This is a genomic window from Desulfobacterales bacterium (genome assembly GCA_030066985.1).
Lineage (GTDB): Bacteria > Desulfobacterota > Desulfobacteria > Desulfobacterales > JAHEIW01 > JAHEIW01.
Map to the genome: position 1 here is coordinate 97565 of JASJAN010000001.1, position 16274 is coordinate 113838.

Below are 16274 nucleotides of genomic sequence, written 5' to 3' on the forward strand. Positions count from 1 at the left end.
GCCAGCAACCGTATGTTTCAGGTATCTATACTGATTTGGTTTCAGGTGTCAGGTGTCAGTATCAATAAGACTGAAATCTAAAAACAACAAAATCATTGCGACAGTGGCTGCTACTGAGTGACAAAAGCCAGAAATGGGCCGTCGAAGGCCTGACACCTGAAACCTATTTATTTTGAGATGCACCCCAGGATGCTGAATTTAACACCTATGAAAGCAAATGAAAAAACACGGTCGTTACTTTCCGGTCTCAGAAGAATTTTAGGTATTACGGTCGTGCTGTTGTGGTCATCAACTTGCCTTCAGTGCCGCTCACTGCCCTATTATGAACAGGCCATTGACGGTCAAATGCAGATTTTGCAGAAACGACAGCCGATTGCTGATCTGATCGAAGATCCGCAAACACCACCAGAACTGCGAGACAAACTTAAATTTATCCAATCCGTAAGAGAATTTGCCGAAAAAGAGCTCCTGCTGCCGGTCAATGGTCATTATTTAAGCTATGTGGAACTGGACCGTCCCTATGTGGTCTGGAATGTATTCGCTGCGCCGGAATTGTCATTGACGCCCAAAACCTGGTGTTTTCCGATCGTCGGCTGCGTAATCTATCGCGGGTATTTTAAGGAGGCCGATGCCCGCCGCTTTGCCGATGGTTTAGCTCAACAGGGGCTTGATGTGTACATCGGCGGTGCAATAGCCTATTCGACCCTCGGCTGGTTTGATGATCCGGTCTTGAGCACCTTTGTTCACCTGAGTGATACCGATACGGTCGCGCTCATATTTCATGAACTGGCCCATGGACTGCTGTACATACCGGATGATACCGCCTTTAACGAAAGCTTTGCAACCGCAGTTGAACAGGAAGGTCTTAAACGCTGGCAAATGGCCACCAACCGGGCCAAAGGCTATCCAGAATGGCAAAGCAAGCGGCATCAACGTCAAAAATTCATTGCCCTGGTTTCAAAATATCGGACCCAACTAAAGCAGGTATATGAAAGCAGTCTGTCAACAGAGGAAAAACGAGACCAAAAAGCAGCCATTTTCAACCGGATGCGGTCCGAATTCAGGACCGTCAGCACCACGCATCACGAAATGGCCGTTTATAGTGCCTGGTTTCAGAAGCCATTAAACAATGCACAATTGATCAGTGTGTCAACCTATCATGATTGGGAACCGGCCTTTAGCCAAATGCTGTCCGATAGCAAGGGTGACCTGGAAAAATTTTATGAAAAATGTCGGCAACTTGCGGAAAAAGAGCCGCAGGAACGGCAGCGCGTTTTAACCCAGGCCCTTCAGAATGCGCAACCCACTGAACATCGCAGCAAAGTGATCCAGTGAAAACCGAAAATTTGGGAATTTAGTAAAATTAAAAGACGCACCGGCTTGAAGATGGATTGAAAGGTTGACGGATACCGCATTTTCAACTAAAATATCCACAGACAGCAAAAGAAAAATGTTAAAGGATTTCATACCTCTTACAAAGAATTGAATGGTTCCGCCGCTTCTAATTTTTTGCACCTGATTCCTCTGAATGATCAATCAAAAACCTGCGCAACCAAGCGGATCTTGAGATATAGGGCGGTGACAGCCTTTAGATGCTGTTCTTTGGTCTTTATTCATCCATTTCAAAGGATTTAAAGGCGGTTATAGATGTATAATAAGTTTTTTGGTTTTAAAGAAAAGCCCTTCAAACTGGTGCCAAATCCGGCTTATTTTTATTTAAGTAAAAGCCATGAGGAAGCAATGGCCCATTTGAATTATGCGATTTCCCAGGGAGACGGGTTCGTTGAAATTACCGGAGAGGTCGGAACAGGGAAAACCACCCTGTGCCGAACTTTTCTTGAAAGCCTCAACGGCAGTGTAGAAGCGGCCTACATCTTCAATCCCAAAATGGGCCCCAGACAGTTGCTGAAAACCATCATTGAAGAATTTGGTATCCAGGTCCGCAGTGACAACACCAAAGATTTAATTGATCTGCTGAATGCCTTCCTGATCAAAAAGAAGGCCAGTGGAAAAAAAGTGATCCTGCTCATCGACGAGGCCCAGAATTTAAATCGCAACGTTTTGGAACAATTGCGACTGCTTTCCAATTTAGAAACCAATCGGGACAAGCTGTTGCAGATTATCCTGGTCGGACAGCCCGAACTTTCAGAAATGCTTAATTCTCACGCGCTGCGGCAGGTCGGCCAAAGAATCACGCTCAGCTATCGCCTGAGTCCATTAACATTTAATGAGTGCAAGGAATACATCCAGTACCGCATTAACATCGCCGCCCAAAAATCGGCCATAAAATTTGACCGATCCGCTTATCGCCAAATTTTTAAATACTCAAAAGGTATACCGCGCTTAATCAACATTGTTTGTGACCGCTCCTTGCTAACCGCCTTCGTTTTGAATCAGTTTAAAATATCAGCCAGTATTGCCAAAGCATCGGTAAAAGAGCTTGCCACTCGAGGGCAGGTAAAAAGCAGCGGCATTACTACCGGCAAATGGGCGCTGGTTGGCATTTCAATGTTGAGCATTGTGTTTCTGGTTGTCGTCTTTTATCAACCGATTCGGGATACCATCATGGCGACGATCACGGGCCCTGACGATTTGGAAACACCCGTTGTGGCCCAAACCGCTGCGGTGAAAACCGAAGCCAAAGCGCCGGCACCGAGCGCTGACATCAGCGATCCTATCAAACCGACAACAGCACCGCCAGCGGAAAACCGTGTTTCAACAATGAGTTTGGCCGATTACTTAATGCACATGGATGGACCCAGTTCTCGCCAACCGGCTTTACAGCAAGCGATGAAGCTATGGCAAACAGGCGCTCAGTTTACGCCCCATTTAAATGATATTAATGATGATCAGACCTACTTTCGCCTTTCGGCCAAACCCAACGGAATGTTTATCCATCGTCTCGAAACCGATATGGTATTTTTAAAGAAATTAAATTTGCCCGCCATACTCGAATTTTATCCACCTGGCAGTTCAAGTCCGGGGTATCTGACGTTAAGTCGACTGGACGGTGATGCAATTATGCTAAAAGGCAAAAATAAAACGGATTGGATTGTCACCGATTTAGAGGAACTCGAATTCTACTGGTCCGGCGTTGCCTATCTGCCCTGGAAAAATTATCATTCTATTTGGGGGACCATACCAACGCAGTCGTATAAGGATTCGGTCATAACGCTGAAATTGCTGTTGCAGGATATCGGTTTTGAGAATGTGGCCATCGATGAAAAATATGACGAATTCACCCAAAACGCGGTGGAATCCATTCAAGCCAAATATGGCATTCCGGTAGACGGATATGTTGGCCCGTTGACCAAAATCATCCTTTACAGAGAAAAAAATTCCTTTAGCATGCCACAGCTGTACGCGCCCAGATGACCCTATTTGGGATAAAAATATGATAAAGCGGTTACCTTGAACAGACGTGTCGACCCTTTTAAAATTAAGTTGATGTGTTTCTCGTAAAAACACGAAAATAGGGTTTTTTTTCGTGTTTTTATTCTTTCAAACTTAGACGCGTTCAGCTGCGGCTCGGTCGGACTTTTAGCTTCAAAAACTAAGGATCTTAAAAGTTTGAGTACCATTTTAAAAGCATTAAAACGAGTTGACCAAACCACACCGCCACCGGACGATTTACAGTCCGGGCCGCCGATAATCGATACCAAAGAGGCCGTAAAAGGTCGTGTGTTTCGGATCTGGCTGCGGCACAAGGTGGTTTGGGTGCTGATCCTTTTAGGGGTTGTCATCGGCGCTGGATGGCTGATCTTCAACCAAAAAGACCGGCTCCTCACCAGAATTGGGTCACCCGGTCGATCTGAAAAACCCCCGGTTTTCCAGGCTAAAATAGAGCCCCAACCAGGGCAATCAAAACGCCCGGGTCCCCAACCGACAACAGCGCTAAATCAGCAAAAAAAACCAAGCAGGGCAACATCTGAGGGTGAGCGAGTCGGCACTAACCGAGGGCGCACCGAATCTCTCCAATCTCAGTTAAGGCAGAAAAATCAGACAAGACAAATGACATCATCCGAACCACAGGCCCGCGCTGCTGAGAAGGAACCGACCGCTAAACCCAGCAGATCTCGCAGACCCGTTTCAATTACAAGGAAAGCGGAACAGCGTGAAACCCGATCTCTTGGAGCTGTGCCGGCGAAAAAATCACCATCAAGGTCCGCCCGGGCCACAAGATCCTACCAGAAACTGGATAACGACAGTTTAAAACTGCAAGCCATTGCCTGGTCAAAGGTTGCTTCACAACGGATTGCGGTCATCAACGACCGCATCGTGCGAGAAGGCGAATCAATAGAAGGCTTTTCCATCAACCAAATCCGTCAGGAAGATGTGATCGTCAACGACGGCAGCCAAACCTGGCAACTTGAATTTGGGTTGCGGTAAGCGACCCCGAAACCGGCCATCTGCATTAGGCAAAGCCGGTATTGTTGATGCGCAAACCACCACTTTAGATGCCTATGGATATTAAACGCGTTTTGAGTTCCAGCCGTGCGGTCTGCCTGTTGCTGATGATCGCCATTTTAGCGGCAATGCTTTTGGGCTTCAGGCCGCTGCTGCTACTTGAATATAAGGCATATGATCTGATGTCGGGGTTGAGGAACAGGACCGCCGGAACGCCAGTTGTCATGGTTACCATCGATGATCGGAGTCTACAGCAAGTGGGGGATTGGCCCTGGCCGCGGTCTTATATGGCCAAGATCATTAACATCCTCTCCAAAAACGGTGCGCACACGCTGGGCATCTCCGTTTTATACCGCAGCCGGGAGTTGAATGCCGGCAGTGTTGAAATTCAAGATCTCAGAGAAACACTTCGCCAAAAACCGCCATCCAAACAAATACAAACGCTGGAAAAAATTGACGGACTGCTGGCCCAAATGCAAGGCCGACTTGATCACGATGCACAGTTGATCTCTGCAGTTCGATCGGCTCGCAATGTCGTCTTGCCTCTGCGATTTATGTTGCAGGATTCAGATGCCAATACACCGGCGCCTCTGTCGGGCTGGTTAAAAATGAATTCGATCCAATTGAGCCCCAAGCCCGTAGAACAAAACCTGCCGGTCAAAGCGGCCGCATTCTTGTTGAATGGGCGCTCCAGCAAACCCATCCGGGTCTCTGAGGTGCAACAACCCTTTCTTGAGCTGTCAAAAAAATCAGGTGCATTGGGACACCTTAACCTGACAGCCGATCCGGATAATAAGATTCGCCGCATTCCGCTGTTGATTAGCTTTCAAGACCGAGAATTTCTTTCATTGGCGCTGCAGGTCGCTCTGAAATATTATGGTGTCCACATGCGGAACGTGCGGGAGCAGCCTTCAGGTCTAAAAATAAGGCAGCTGAGCATCCCCACCATTGGGCCGCATCATATGCTGATTGATTTCAGCGGCCAGGCGGCCAACATCCAAAAAATATCAGCTATCGACGTACTCGAAGGAAAAATCGAAAACAGACAATTTCGCAACAGGGTCGTTTTGCTCGGACTGACCGCTGATGCTTACGCTCTGCGCTACCAAATACCGCGCTATGGTTTGGCCTCGGAGATTGAAATTACCGCCTGTGCGGTCGAAAACATGATCAATCGAAATCATATCGCCAGACCGGCATGGTTTCGGGTTCTGGAAATATTGGTGCTGTTATATTTCGGCTTTTTTTTGCTGGTGGTCATTCCCAAGGTCCCGCCACGAACCGGGATGCTCATCTTTGCCTTATTTTTGACGATTTGGATGGGTGTTGCCATACTGCTGTTTGTGACCTCAGATCAATGGCTGCGCAGCATTACGCCAGCCCTGTTTGCTGTTGCGGGTTTCGCCTTTACCGGATGGTCGCGTATTTCCGATGCCAAGAAAGATGAGAGTGTTGAGTTAAACAAGTCGTTGGGACTGTCCCTACAGAGCCAGGGTATGTTGGATATGGCTTTTGAAAAATTCTTAAAATGCCCGATTAACGAAAAATCGGTAAAAGCATTGCTCTATAACCTGGGACTGGATTTTGAGCGCAAAAGAATGTTCAACAAAGCGTTGGCGGTTTACCATCATATCCTAAAGGCCGGCGCATATAAAGACATCAAGCGACGGATAAAACAGCTGGAAAAAATTGAGCAGACCGTCGCCCTGCCGGTGGGGCAACATAAAAAGGATACCCCGCTCATATGGGCCGATTCAACCACCAAACCCACCCTGGGGCGTTACGAGATTATCAAAGAACTGGGTCACGGCGCCATGGGCACCGTCTATCTGGGCAGGGATCCGAGCATCAATCGAGAGGTGGCCATCAAAACGCTCAGCTATAGCGACGTTGAGGCCCAGCAGCTCAACGATGTGAAGGAACAATTTTTCCGCGAAGCCGAGGCCGCCGGTAAACTCTCACACCCCAACATCGTCACGATTTTTGATGTGGGCGAAGATCATGATATGGCCTATATTGCCATGGAGTTGCTAAAGGGCAAAGAGCTAACGCATTTTTGCCAGAAAAACAGTTTGTTGCCGATCGATGGGGTCATGGGTGCGGGGCTTTCAGTAGCAGAGGCGCTCGCCTATGCCCACGCGCAAGGTGTCGTCCACCGGGATATTAAACCGGCCAACATTATCATGCTGGAAAATGATCAAATCAAGGTCGCCGATTTTGGTATTGCACGCGTCATGAGTTCGTCAACCAAAACTGAAACAGGGGTTATTTTCGGCACCCCAAACTATATGTCGCCGGAACAGGTGTCCGGTAAAAAAGTTGACGGCCGCTCGGATCTTTTCTCCCTGGGAATTGTTTTATACGAAATGCTCAGCGCTGAAAAACCTTTCAAAGGCGAAAATATTACAGCCCTTTTATACGCCATCACCCATAATAACTACGAACCGCTGTCAAAAGTTGCGTCCCAAATTCCGAAATGCTGTGTAAATCTGATTGATAAATTGTTGCGCAAAGGTGTCAGCAAGCGATACCAGTCCGCCACCCATGTTATCAAAGACATCAACCGCTGCCGGCAGGAATTGTAAAGACTTCAGAAATGTACTGCAGGGGATAAAAAAACATGATAAGATAGCTTATGAAGGTGGCGCAAAATTGCAGAATGATTCGGGAGGTCACTCAGCATGCTAAAACTGGAACTAAAATTCAAAGGCAAAGTTCTTAAACAAATTGAAACCAATCAGAATGAAATCTGCATTGGTCGGAGCAACAACAACGACATTGTCATCGATAATTTGGCGGTTTCAAAAGAGCATGCCAAGATCATCAAATTGCCAGATGGCTATGGCCTGGTGGACCTCGATAGCACCAATGGCACCTTATTAAACAATAAGGACATTAAAAAAGCGAAATTAGTGCCGCAGGATGTTCTCACCATCGGCAAACACACCATAGAAATCAAGTCAACGGATGAAAAGAAAACCGTGGCTGCGGATCTGGCCGATAAAACCGTAAAAGTATCCTCATCAAAATAAAAAGATCTGATTTAACGATACAAGCCTATCCCAAAAGATTCATCAACTCCAGGATCAAGTGTCTTTATTCTGCATTTCCATCGCTCAGATTGATCTTTATAGACGTTGACATCAGTACCAATCCCGCCTGAATCACTAGATGAATCGGCCATCCAAATGATCTTTTGGATCAACGCTGCTAGCTGCATCAAAAAAACAGATCTGGAATCTAGTACCATCAGATTATCGGCAAAAGAACTAGCAATAGCACGTATATGTCAAAAACATCATCTGTTTATACTAGATCTTAAAGACGCCTAACCATAAATTATCCTTGACAAGCTATTGGATCTTGCATGTAATGGATGATAAATACTAGGAAACGAGGTCCAAGGATGAAGAGATATTCGATCGAAATTGATGAACGGCTTTGGCGTTACCTACAGAAACATGCTGAGCCGTTTGTCGACTCACCCAATTCGGTGTTAAGCCGCCTGCTGCTCGGTACTAGTACCGACCGGCCTCAAAAAGACGAATCCGCAGACATGCCGGCGCTCACAGTTGAAGGTGCACCCAAATCCCTGGCACAGATCCTGGAAGTCATGTATGAAATAGAAAACAACGGCTTTTCACGAATTGAAGCGACCAACCGAGTAGCTGAAAACAGAGGCACCGCCCCCCAAACCATCACTGACAAGTACTGCCGACAACTGGGTAAGAAAGCGCATGAAATTGATCAGCTGCTAGCCGAGCCCGAATACCTGCAATTTAGGGAACTCCTCAAAACCAAGTTCAGCAGATATCATCAGATGATCGATACCTATTTTGAAAGCCTGCTGGCCGGCACGGGTTAACGGTACGGTAAGTGTCGTCGGTTAGGTCTGAGAAGCCTTCTGATAGAGAGGAGATATATCGCGCAGCGTCGTGACCACCTGCTTAAGGGCCTTTAGAAAGGTATCGATATCTTTTTCCGTATTATCGATCCCAAAAGAGATAACCAGGGTTCCCTGCGCATCGGCATGACTGAGGCCCAAAGACAGCAGGACATGCGAGGCTCGCAATGAGCCGGTTGCACATGCAGAACGCGTCGATACAGCGATATTTTCATCATCGAGCATCAGCATCACACTTTCCCCTTCGATATATTGAACCGAAATTGACACCAGATTGGGCAAGCTAAATTCTGGATGCGTATTGACAATATATTCGTCGATGCTCTTAGGAAAATCGTTTAAGAGTTTGTTTTTTAAAGTTTTCAGATGCGCCAAGCGCTTGTCCATGTCCCGCACTGCAAGCTCTGCCGCTTTGCCAGTCCCGATAATGCCCACTAGATTCTCGGCACCGGCACGCTTATTGTTTTCCTGAACGCCGCCATCCAGCAGGGGAAATATACGGGTGCCGCGGCGGATATACAGCCCCCCGACACCTGCCGGGCCATAAAACGTATTGGCCGCAAAGCTGAGCAAATCCACCCCCAGTTTTTGTACGTCCATCGGCAGCACTCCAGCCGAATCCACCGCATCGGTGTGAAATATCACCTTTTTTTCACGGGTAATCTTGCCAATTTCCTCAATCGGTTGCAGAGTGCCGGTTTCGTTGTTGCTGTGCATAACAGACACCAGAATCGTTTCCTTGGTGATGGCATCGGCCACATCCTGCGGCTTCACACGCCCGTTGGCGTCCACCGGAAGCGAGGTAACGGCAAACCCGGCGGATTTGAGACGTCGTAAACTGCGGATGACGGCATTGTGCTCGATGTTGGAGGTAATGATGTGCTTGCCTTTATCTTCATTCGCCATGGCCACACCTTTGATGGCATGGTTGACGGACTCGGTTCCACCGGATGTAAAGACAATTTCCTTGGGTGTCTTGCAGTTCAGCAACTGCGCGACCGCTTCACGCGCGTTTTGAAGTGCCGCAGCAGCTTCTTCGCCCGATTTATGCTGGCTGGAGGGGTTGTGATAATCTTTTTCAATGGCCTCAATCATCACCTTTTTGATTTCCGGCAATAGCGGTTTGGCCGAAATATGGTCCAGATTGATAACTTTCATAATGACCTACCTTGCAACATCGCGGCAAAATTAATGTTCTTCTTCCAAACTGGATTGGCATGCATCACAAAAGGTAATGTCCGGCATAATTTCGATATCACAATAGGGACAATAACACTTTTTACCATGTGAGTGCTCATGTTTTTCTTTGCGGATCGGTTGGGGCCGCTTCACACCGGCTTTTTTATCCTCATAGTTCTGGATAGCCAACTGCAGCGCATCGGCTCCCAGGTTGGAGCAATGCAGCTTGTTCTTCGGCAAGCCCTCCAGGGCCGCAGCGACATCTTTATTGGTCAGTTTTTTGGCATCCGCCAGGCTCTTGCCCTTGGCAATTTCGGTGATCATGCTGGATACGGCAATGGCAGATCCACAGCCAAAAGTCTGAAATTTAATATCTTCGATCTGTTCATCTTCAATCTTAAGATAGATGGTCATCATATCGCCGCACAGCGGATTGCCGACCTCACCGACACCGTCGGCATCATCGATCACACCCACATTGCGCGGGTTGCGGAAATGATCCATAACCGTTTTATTGTACATTCTCCATTCCTCCTTTATTTATCAGTATCTAAACTTCCAGCTTATCGGTAAAGCTATTGTGTAATCGTGTTATGGTTTTCAAAAGTAGGCGTAATGGAGTGTTGGAGTACTGGAGTATTGGATGTTTTTCCATCACTCCATCACTCCTATACTCCAATACTACAAAGTTACCTAACTCATTCGCATCGTAGTCTAAATTAAACGATAGCCGACGACGATAAATGTCAAACAAGACTTAATCTATTTGAAGTACTTTGGCGCCTCTTATCTTGCGTTGCCTCAATTCAACCAGAGCGCGATTGGCATCTTGCAGTTTAAAACTCTGCACCTCAGGTTGGATCGGAATTTCAGCGGCCAGCATCAAGAACTCACTGACATCGCTGCGCGCCACGTTGGCCACGCTTTTGATTTCTTTTTCCTGCCAGAGGTGCTTTGGATAGTCCAGGCTCAACAGGGTTTTTTTGTCACTTTCCTCCTTGCGGATGGCATTAATGACCAGCCGACCTCCCGGTTTCAGGCAATTCAGAGCCTTTACAATCGGCTTCCACGCCGGCGTGGTATCAATAACCGCATCGAGCATTTCGGGGGGTTGCGCGTCTGTATCGCCAGACCAGATGGCACCCAACTGACGTGCAAAATCACGTTCTGTGCCGCTTCTGGCAAATACAAACACCTTTGTATCTGGATACTTGTAGCGCACCATTTTTAAGATCAGATGGGCGGATGCGCCGAAACCCGTCAAGCCAAGGTTCTGGCCATTTTTCGCGCCACAAAGCCGCATCGAACGATAGCCGATGGCGCCGGCACATAAAAGTGGTGCCGCCTGCAGATCGTTAAAAATTTCAGGGATGGCATAAGCAAAACCTTCATCTACGATCGTATATTCAGCATAGCCACCGTGCACATCCCTGCCGGTAGCCTTAAACGACGCACATAAATTCTCCGCGTCGCCTTTACAAAACGCGCAACGACCGCAGGCCGAATGTATCCAGGCAACACCGATGCGGTCCCCGGTGCTGAATCGGGTGACCCCATCTCCGCAGGCTGCCACCCGGCCGACAATTTGATGACCGGGAATTACCGGTAATTTCGGCGGAGGGGTGCGCCCCTCAATTTCATCCAACTCCGTGTGGCACACGCCACAGGTGGACACTTTTATTAAGATCTGGTTGTCCGCAGGAACCGGCTCCGGCAAATCGACCAACACAAGGGGTTTGCTGTGATCAGAGATCGTGCCCAGCTGTTCTAGCACCATTGCTTTCACGAATCCATACCCCCTTGGAATGGCAACAATACTGTAACCTTATCCCTGATAGGTTGTGGTACCCTATGAAACAAAAAGATTTTGTATAACCTTTGGGCACTTTCTGCAATACCTATTCTCATGTGGATTGCTGCTGTTTTGAATCGTATTCAATCAGACCGGATTTGCAAACCGCACGGCATCAAACGTATCGCTTGGCAACTTTTCTTTGATTCGCAAATACAAGGTCAGATGCGTACATTATCGTTTCATGGCCAAATTATCGTTGGAAATGGTTTCCAGCTGGAGCTGTCTTGAACGCCAGACATTGTTCTCATCACCGAAGGTCTCGATATTGATTTCGGTCAAATGGGTTACCATTTCAGCGTCTTCAGTCGCATGATCTGTATCACCGATTTTTGAATACAAATTAGCCCGGCTATAGTAGGCAGCGCCGTATTCCGGGTCAATCTCAATGGCTTTGCTCAAGTCTTCAAGGGCCTCAGAATAATCACCGGCCTTTTCGTGCGCTAAGCCGCGCAAATGAAATGCCCGCGCGTTTTGTGGGTCCAATTCCAGAACACGGTTAAAATCGGCCAGCGCATCCGGGATGTTGCCCAATCGAAGGTAGGCCGCACCGCGGCTTTTAAAGGCCATCTTGAATTCCGGATCGGAGGCAATGGCCTCACTAAATAAATCGATACTTTTATTGTAATTTTGGCCGACAAACTGCGTCATGGCCGCTTGAAATTTTTTTTTGGCTTTTGACATGGTATCACCTCCATGCAGTCATACTGTTGAAGCTAATGATGTCAACCCCTAATGTCAAGAGTTTTAACTACATGATAATATTGGATTTTTTATGGTAAACACAGAACAGACCCAGAGCAACTAAAGTGACCCCATCAACAATACCAAACAACGCGGCTTTGAGACCGCGAATGGTCACATTGGCAAGTGGCCGTGGAAGACTTGGCGCAACCGGTTGCCCGCAGCCTCTATTTGATATTTTGCCTTCTATTTTAAAACATGATATGCCAGCCCTGCATCGCATGTCTGCGTCGACATAAAAGGTCGCAGTATCGTCAAAATATGGTAAACTAATAGAGGTTTTTGCCAACATCTGAAACCCGTTGTATGAATCACTATTCTGTATGCCCAAACGTCGCAAAATATGGGTCACCCTCATCAGCCTGTCTGCCATTTTGCTGTGCGCGCTGATAGTTCTGCTGGTGGTTACCCCGCAACTGATTAACCTGGAAACCGTCAAACAGGAGGTCAAACGCCTGTATGCCAGGGATTTAGGGGGCACAATTGAATACCAGCGTCTTAAAATGGCGTTTTTCCCGCGTCCGCATGTCGTGATTTCAGACGTTCGTTTTACTGTGCCTGAAAACGTCAAAGGAACGATAGATTCGCTGAAGATCTATCCGAAAATCCTGCCGCTGATCACCGGTGATATAGAAATCAGAGTGGTCCATTCGCGATCGCCGAATATTACGGTTCAATTCCCGGAAACCACAGAAACACAAAAAACAGATGGTAAACCGTTTTCGTTAGAAGCCCCCGTCGATTGGCTCAAGGCCATTATTGAATCGATGCCGGAGCTCAAGATTCCGAGCATCGCCATCACTGTTCGTAATGGCCGCGTCAATTTTTATAAGGGGCAACAGCGGTTTTTAGCACTTCAGGGTGTCACCAGCCAGATCAAACATAAGGGGGCATCCATTGAATTTTCGGCGCAATGCCAATCAAACTACTGGGAGAACATATCGATTGAAGGCCGGTACGCCGAATCCGGTTTTAAATTGAACAGCCAAATTAAATTGAATCAGCTCCGGCCGCATGCCGTGGTTGAATACCTATTTCCCGATCATAGCCTCAAAATGACCAATGCGCGCGCAAACCTAACCATCGACCTAATGACAGATGGTCCCAATAATGTGCGGGCTGATATTGAGGGGTCCATCCCGTATATGTACTGGCAACGTGCGAACAAAGAGCTAAAAATAAACGACACCCGTGTGCAGGCCCGTTTTGAATTCAAAGAAGACCACCTTTCGCTGGATCTTTCGCGGCTTGATTTGACAGAGCCCCGCTTGAGTCTATCGGGTCGTCTCAATATAGATGCCCGACAGCCCGTCGTTCAACTGGAACTGGAAGGCCGGCAGATCAATGTGGGCAAAGCCCAAAAATTAGCGCTGGCACTGACCGAAAATGCCGAAAACGTATCCGATATTTTTAAAATATTGCGTGACGGTGATTTTGAGAGAGTCACCCTGCAAAGCCAGGCACCTGATTGGACCCAACTGGCTGACACAAAAAATTTGGTGATCCAGGGCAAACTCGTCGGCGGGAAAATATCGATTCCGGTCGGCTCGCTGGAACTGGAGAATGTGCAGGGTGATGCCACGATTGCCAACGGCATCTTAAAGGGTGAAAATGCCGAGGCGCAAATGGGAAAGTCATTTGCGAAAAATGGCAAACTCTCCATCCCCCTGACAGATGCAACCGCCCCTTTTCATATTGAAGCACTTGTCCAGGCAGATCTGTCGCAGCTGCCTTCTGTTTTGGCCCGTCTGATCGATGACAAGCAATTTCAAAAAGAGCTAAAGCTTTTCAAAAAAGTTGAAGGCAGCGCTCTGGGCATGCTGGTGATTGGTGAAGATTTGCGTGATACCAAAGTGAAGGTCATGGCCTCTGACTTCACGGTCAATACAACCTACCAGCGAATACCTTATCGGATGACGGTAAAAGGCGGCAGCTTCGTTTTGGACGGGGATCAGATAGCGTTGACCAATTGCGATGTTCGTTTTGGAAAATCCAGCTTGACCGGGCTGTCAACCCGCTTTGGGTGGCAAAAAGCGTCACTGCTGGAAGCATCATCAACATCGGCCCACATCGATTTAAGCCAACTGCACACCTGGCTGGGCCAAATGCAAACATTTGAAAAGGACCTCAAAAAGATTGAGACCATCGCCGGCGCCATCCTTTTGCAAAACCCTACCCTAAATGGCCCCCTATTTAAGCCGGCCCAGTGGCAGGTGAAATCCAAAGGGGTGATTCAAAATCTGATGTTGAGCTCAGCTCAGATACCCGGTCCAGTGACCATCACACGGGGACAATTTAGCTGTCATAATAAGCAGTTGAAGGTAAATAAATGGACCGCTCAGGTTGGGCAGTCGATATTTTCAGGTCTGAATGCCACCCTCAAATGGGGTAAGAAATCGTCTTTGACGGCCAACGCCGGTGCAAGCGTGATAAATCTGGATGAAGTCTATGCCTGGCTCAAAAGCCATCGGGATCTGAAAAAACGTGTCAGAGATGTTCCGGTTTTAAGCGGTAACCTGGCCTTTAGGAGCCTGACATTTGATGGCCCCACCAGCACCCAATCGAAAAGAAAATTTACCTTCAGCGGCGTCATTGATAAATGGCATATCCGCTCAGCAAAATTTCCGACCGATATAGAGTTGAGCGGTGGCGAGTTGTTTTGGCGGCGCACGCGATTCGATATCCAGGAAACCAATGCCAGGTTCGGCACATCCACCATACGCCATCTATCATTCGGAAAGCAATGGGGTAAAATCCCCTTAATCGAGCTCAATGCCGATTCAGCCAATATCCAGATCGCAGAGCTTTACCCGTGGCTGGTGAGCTTTGACACCCTGAATAAAATGTTCAAAGGGTATAAAGCCACCGGGGGCAAAATGATACTTACGGAATTGGATTTCAAAGGTCCGGTGGGTGCATCCAAAGCCTGGCAATTCCATTTATCCGGCGACATAAAAGATTTAGAATGGGTATCGGATTTTTTCAAAGCCCCGATCCAGGTCAAAACAGTAGATTTTATTGCCAAGGACACCCCTAGCGCTGCAGGCCTCAACGGTCGTATCGATCTGAGCACGGTGCAAATTGAATGGGAAGACAGTCAGATTAACCTTGAGGGCGGTGCCACTTTTTCTGAAGACCTGTTGTCGCTTGAGTTGCAGCTGACAGCCGATCAGTTGAAATGGAGCCAGATTGAACAAATTACCAGCGTGGAGAAGACCACAGCGCCCGATGAAAAGCTAGGGCTGCGCGGCGGTTTGAGCGTAGAGTTAGACAGTTTTACCTATAATGGTTTTAGCTGGCGCCCGGTTCACGCTGACATTACCTTCGGTAAAACCGATACCCGAATTGTCATTCGGGAAGCCAACCTCTGCGGCATCCAGTTTCCCGGCATTCTTAAGATCTCCGGTGAGTCTTTTGAGCTGTATTTTAATCCGGTTGCAAAAGACCAGGAACTGGACACGAGTCTTACCTGCCTGTTTGACAGGCCGCATTTAATGGCGGGCAGTTACAATTTGGGGGGTGAGCTGCTGGGCAAGGCCCGGCCCAGCGAATTTGCAAAATCATTGACCGGAAATCTGGATTTTAATTCTGTAGAGGGTCGCATTTATCGTTTCGGCTTGCTGGCCAAAATTTTTGCATTGCTCAATGTCACCGAAATTTACCGGGGGGAAGTTCCGGATCTGAAGGGCAAAGGCTTTGCCTATAACTCGATGACGGCTAATGGTGTCTTTAAAGACGGCAAACTGATCATCACAGACACCTCCATTGACAGCCCCTCCATGGGTATCGCCATTGAGGGGGATATCGATTTGATCAAAAACAAAGTCGATCTGGTCGTATTGGTGGCCCCGTTTAAAACCGTTGATCGGATTGTGAAGATCATCCCCCTGGTCGGCAACATATTGGGGGGCAATCTGATTTCGATTCCGTTCAGAGCCATCGGCGATCTTGGGGACCCGGATGTCATACCGCTTTCACCGACGGCAGTGGGTTCAGGTTTATTAGGCATTCTGGAAAGAACCCTCAAGCTTCCGATTACCATTATTCAGCCGGTTCTTCCCGATAAAAAAGAGCAACCCTCACCCAAAGAAAAAAAATCGCCCGGCACATCTCCTTAAAGCCCTCCCCATTCTTGACTTTTGCATGAAGCGTACTAATGTTGAAATTGAAAATTTGACACCCAAAACA

Annotated in this window: 10 protein-coding genes and 1 pseudogene; 7 read left to right on the top strand and 4 right to left on the bottom strand. The window is 47.7% G+C overall.

Translation table 11 applies throughout. The annotated features are described in order from the left end of the window. Positions 1-207 precede the first annotated feature (207 nt). The 6 genes from QNJ26_00395 to QNJ26_00420 all read left to right on the top strand — a co-directional run bounded on the left by QNJ26_00395 (position 208) and on the right by QNJ26_00420 (position 8272). Positions 208-1335 (top strand): aminopeptidase, encoded by a 1128-nt coding sequence (locus tag QNJ26_00395; protein MDJ0983969.1) that lies wholly within the window; start codon positions 208-210, stop codon positions 1333-1335. A gap of 312 nt (positions 1336-1647) precedes the next feature. After that, positions 1648-3375, top strand: coding sequence for an AAA family ATPase (locus QNJ26_00400; GenBank protein MDJ0983970.1), 1728 nt, complete (start codon positions 1648-1650; stop codon positions 3373-3375). A gap of 195 nt (positions 3376-3570) precedes the next feature. After that, positions 3571-4389, top strand: coding sequence for a general secretion pathway protein GspB (locus QNJ26_00405; protein MDJ0983971.1), 819 nt, complete (start codon positions 3571-3573; stop codon positions 4387-4389). A 74-nt stretch (positions 4390-4463) separates the two neighbouring features. Further along, entirely contained in the window at positions 4464-6992 is a 2529-nt protein-coding gene (locus QNJ26_00410) for a serine/threonine-protein kinase (GenBank protein MDJ0983972.1), read from the top strand. Between the two features lie 96 nt (positions 6993-7088). Beyond that, positions 7089-7439 carry an FHA domain-containing protein gene (locus QNJ26_00415; protein ID MDJ0983973.1) on the top strand — a complete coding sequence of 117 codons (351 nt, stop codon included), beginning with the start codon at positions 7089-7091 and terminating at the stop codon, positions 7437-7439. Positions 7440-7813: 374 nt separating this feature from the next. Continuing rightward, positions 7814-8272 (top strand): hypothetical protein, encoded by a 459-nt coding sequence (locus tag QNJ26_00420; GenBank protein ID MDJ0983974.1) that lies wholly within the window; start codon positions 7814-7816, stop codon positions 8270-8272. A 21-nt stretch (positions 8273-8293) separates the two neighbouring features. Here QNJ26_00420 and QNJ26_00425 read toward each other — a convergent pair whose 3' ends face one another. The 4 genes and pseudogenes from QNJ26_00425 to QNJ26_00440 all read right to left on the bottom strand — a co-directional run bounded on the left by QNJ26_00425 (position 8294) and on the right by QNJ26_00440 (position 12026). Further along, positions 8294-9469 carry a cysteine desulfurase family protein gene (locus QNJ26_00425; protein ID MDJ0983975.1) on the bottom strand — a complete coding sequence of 392 codons (1176 nt, stop codon included), beginning with the start codon at positions 9467-9469 and terminating at the stop codon, positions 8294-8296. 180 nt (positions 9470-9649) lie between these two features. Continuing rightward, positions 9650-10012: pseudogene (gene nifU, locus QNJ26_00430) on the bottom strand (Fe-S cluster assembly scaffold protein NifU). A 235-nt stretch (positions 10013-10247) separates the two neighbouring features. Further along, positions 10248-11267: a zinc-dependent alcohol dehydrogenase family protein gene (locus QNJ26_00435; GenBank protein ID MDJ0983976.1), complete on the bottom strand. Its 1020-nt coding sequence runs from the start codon at positions 11265-11267 to the stop codon at positions 10248-10250. A gap of 249 nt (positions 11268-11516) precedes the next feature. Continuing rightward, positions 11517-12026: a tetratricopeptide repeat protein gene (locus QNJ26_00440; GenBank protein MDJ0983977.1), complete on the bottom strand. Its 510-nt coding sequence runs from the start codon at positions 12024-12026 to the stop codon at positions 11517-11519. Positions 12027-12409: 383 nt separating this feature from the next. Here QNJ26_00440 and QNJ26_00445 point away from each other — a divergent pair, with 383 nt between their 5' ends. After that, entirely contained in the window at positions 12410-16204 is a 3795-nt protein-coding gene (locus tag QNJ26_00445) for an AsmA-like C-terminal domain-containing protein (protein MDJ0983978.1), read from the top strand. Positions 16205-16274: the final 70 nt, after the last annotated feature.

Coding starts and splice junctions, on each gene's coding strand:
- QNJ26_00395 (MDJ0983969.1), top strand. CDS start 208: ATGAAAGCAAATGAAAAAACACGGTCGTTACTTTCCGGTCTCAGAAGA.
- QNJ26_00400 (MDJ0983970.1), top strand. CDS start 1,648: ATGTATAATAAGTTTTTTGGTTTTAAAGAAAAGCCCTTCAAACTGGTG.
- QNJ26_00410 (MDJ0983972.1), top strand. CDS start 4,464: ATGGATATTAAACGCGTTTTGAGTTCCAGCCGTGCGGTCTGCCTGTTG.
- QNJ26_00415 (MDJ0983973.1), top strand. CDS start 7,089: ATGCTAAAACTGGAACTAAAATTCAAAGGCAAAGTTCTTAAACAAATT.
- QNJ26_00420 (MDJ0983974.1), top strand. CDS start 7,814: ATGAAGAGATATTCGATCGAAATTGATGAACGGCTTTGGCGTTACCTA.
- QNJ26_00425 (MDJ0983975.1), bottom strand. CDS start 9,469: ATGAAAGTTATCAATCTGGACCATATTTCGGCCAAACCGCTATTGCCG.
- QNJ26_00435 (MDJ0983976.1), bottom strand. CDS start 11,267: ATGGTGCTAGAACAGCTGGGCACGATCTCTGATCACAGCAAACCCCTT.
- QNJ26_00440 (MDJ0983977.1), bottom strand. CDS start 12,026: ATGTCAAAAGCCAAAAAAAAATTTCAAGCGGCCATGACGCAGTTTGTC.
- QNJ26_00445 (MDJ0983978.1), top strand. CDS start 12,410: ATGCCCAAACGTCGCAAAATATGGGTCACCCTCATCAGCCTGTCTGCC.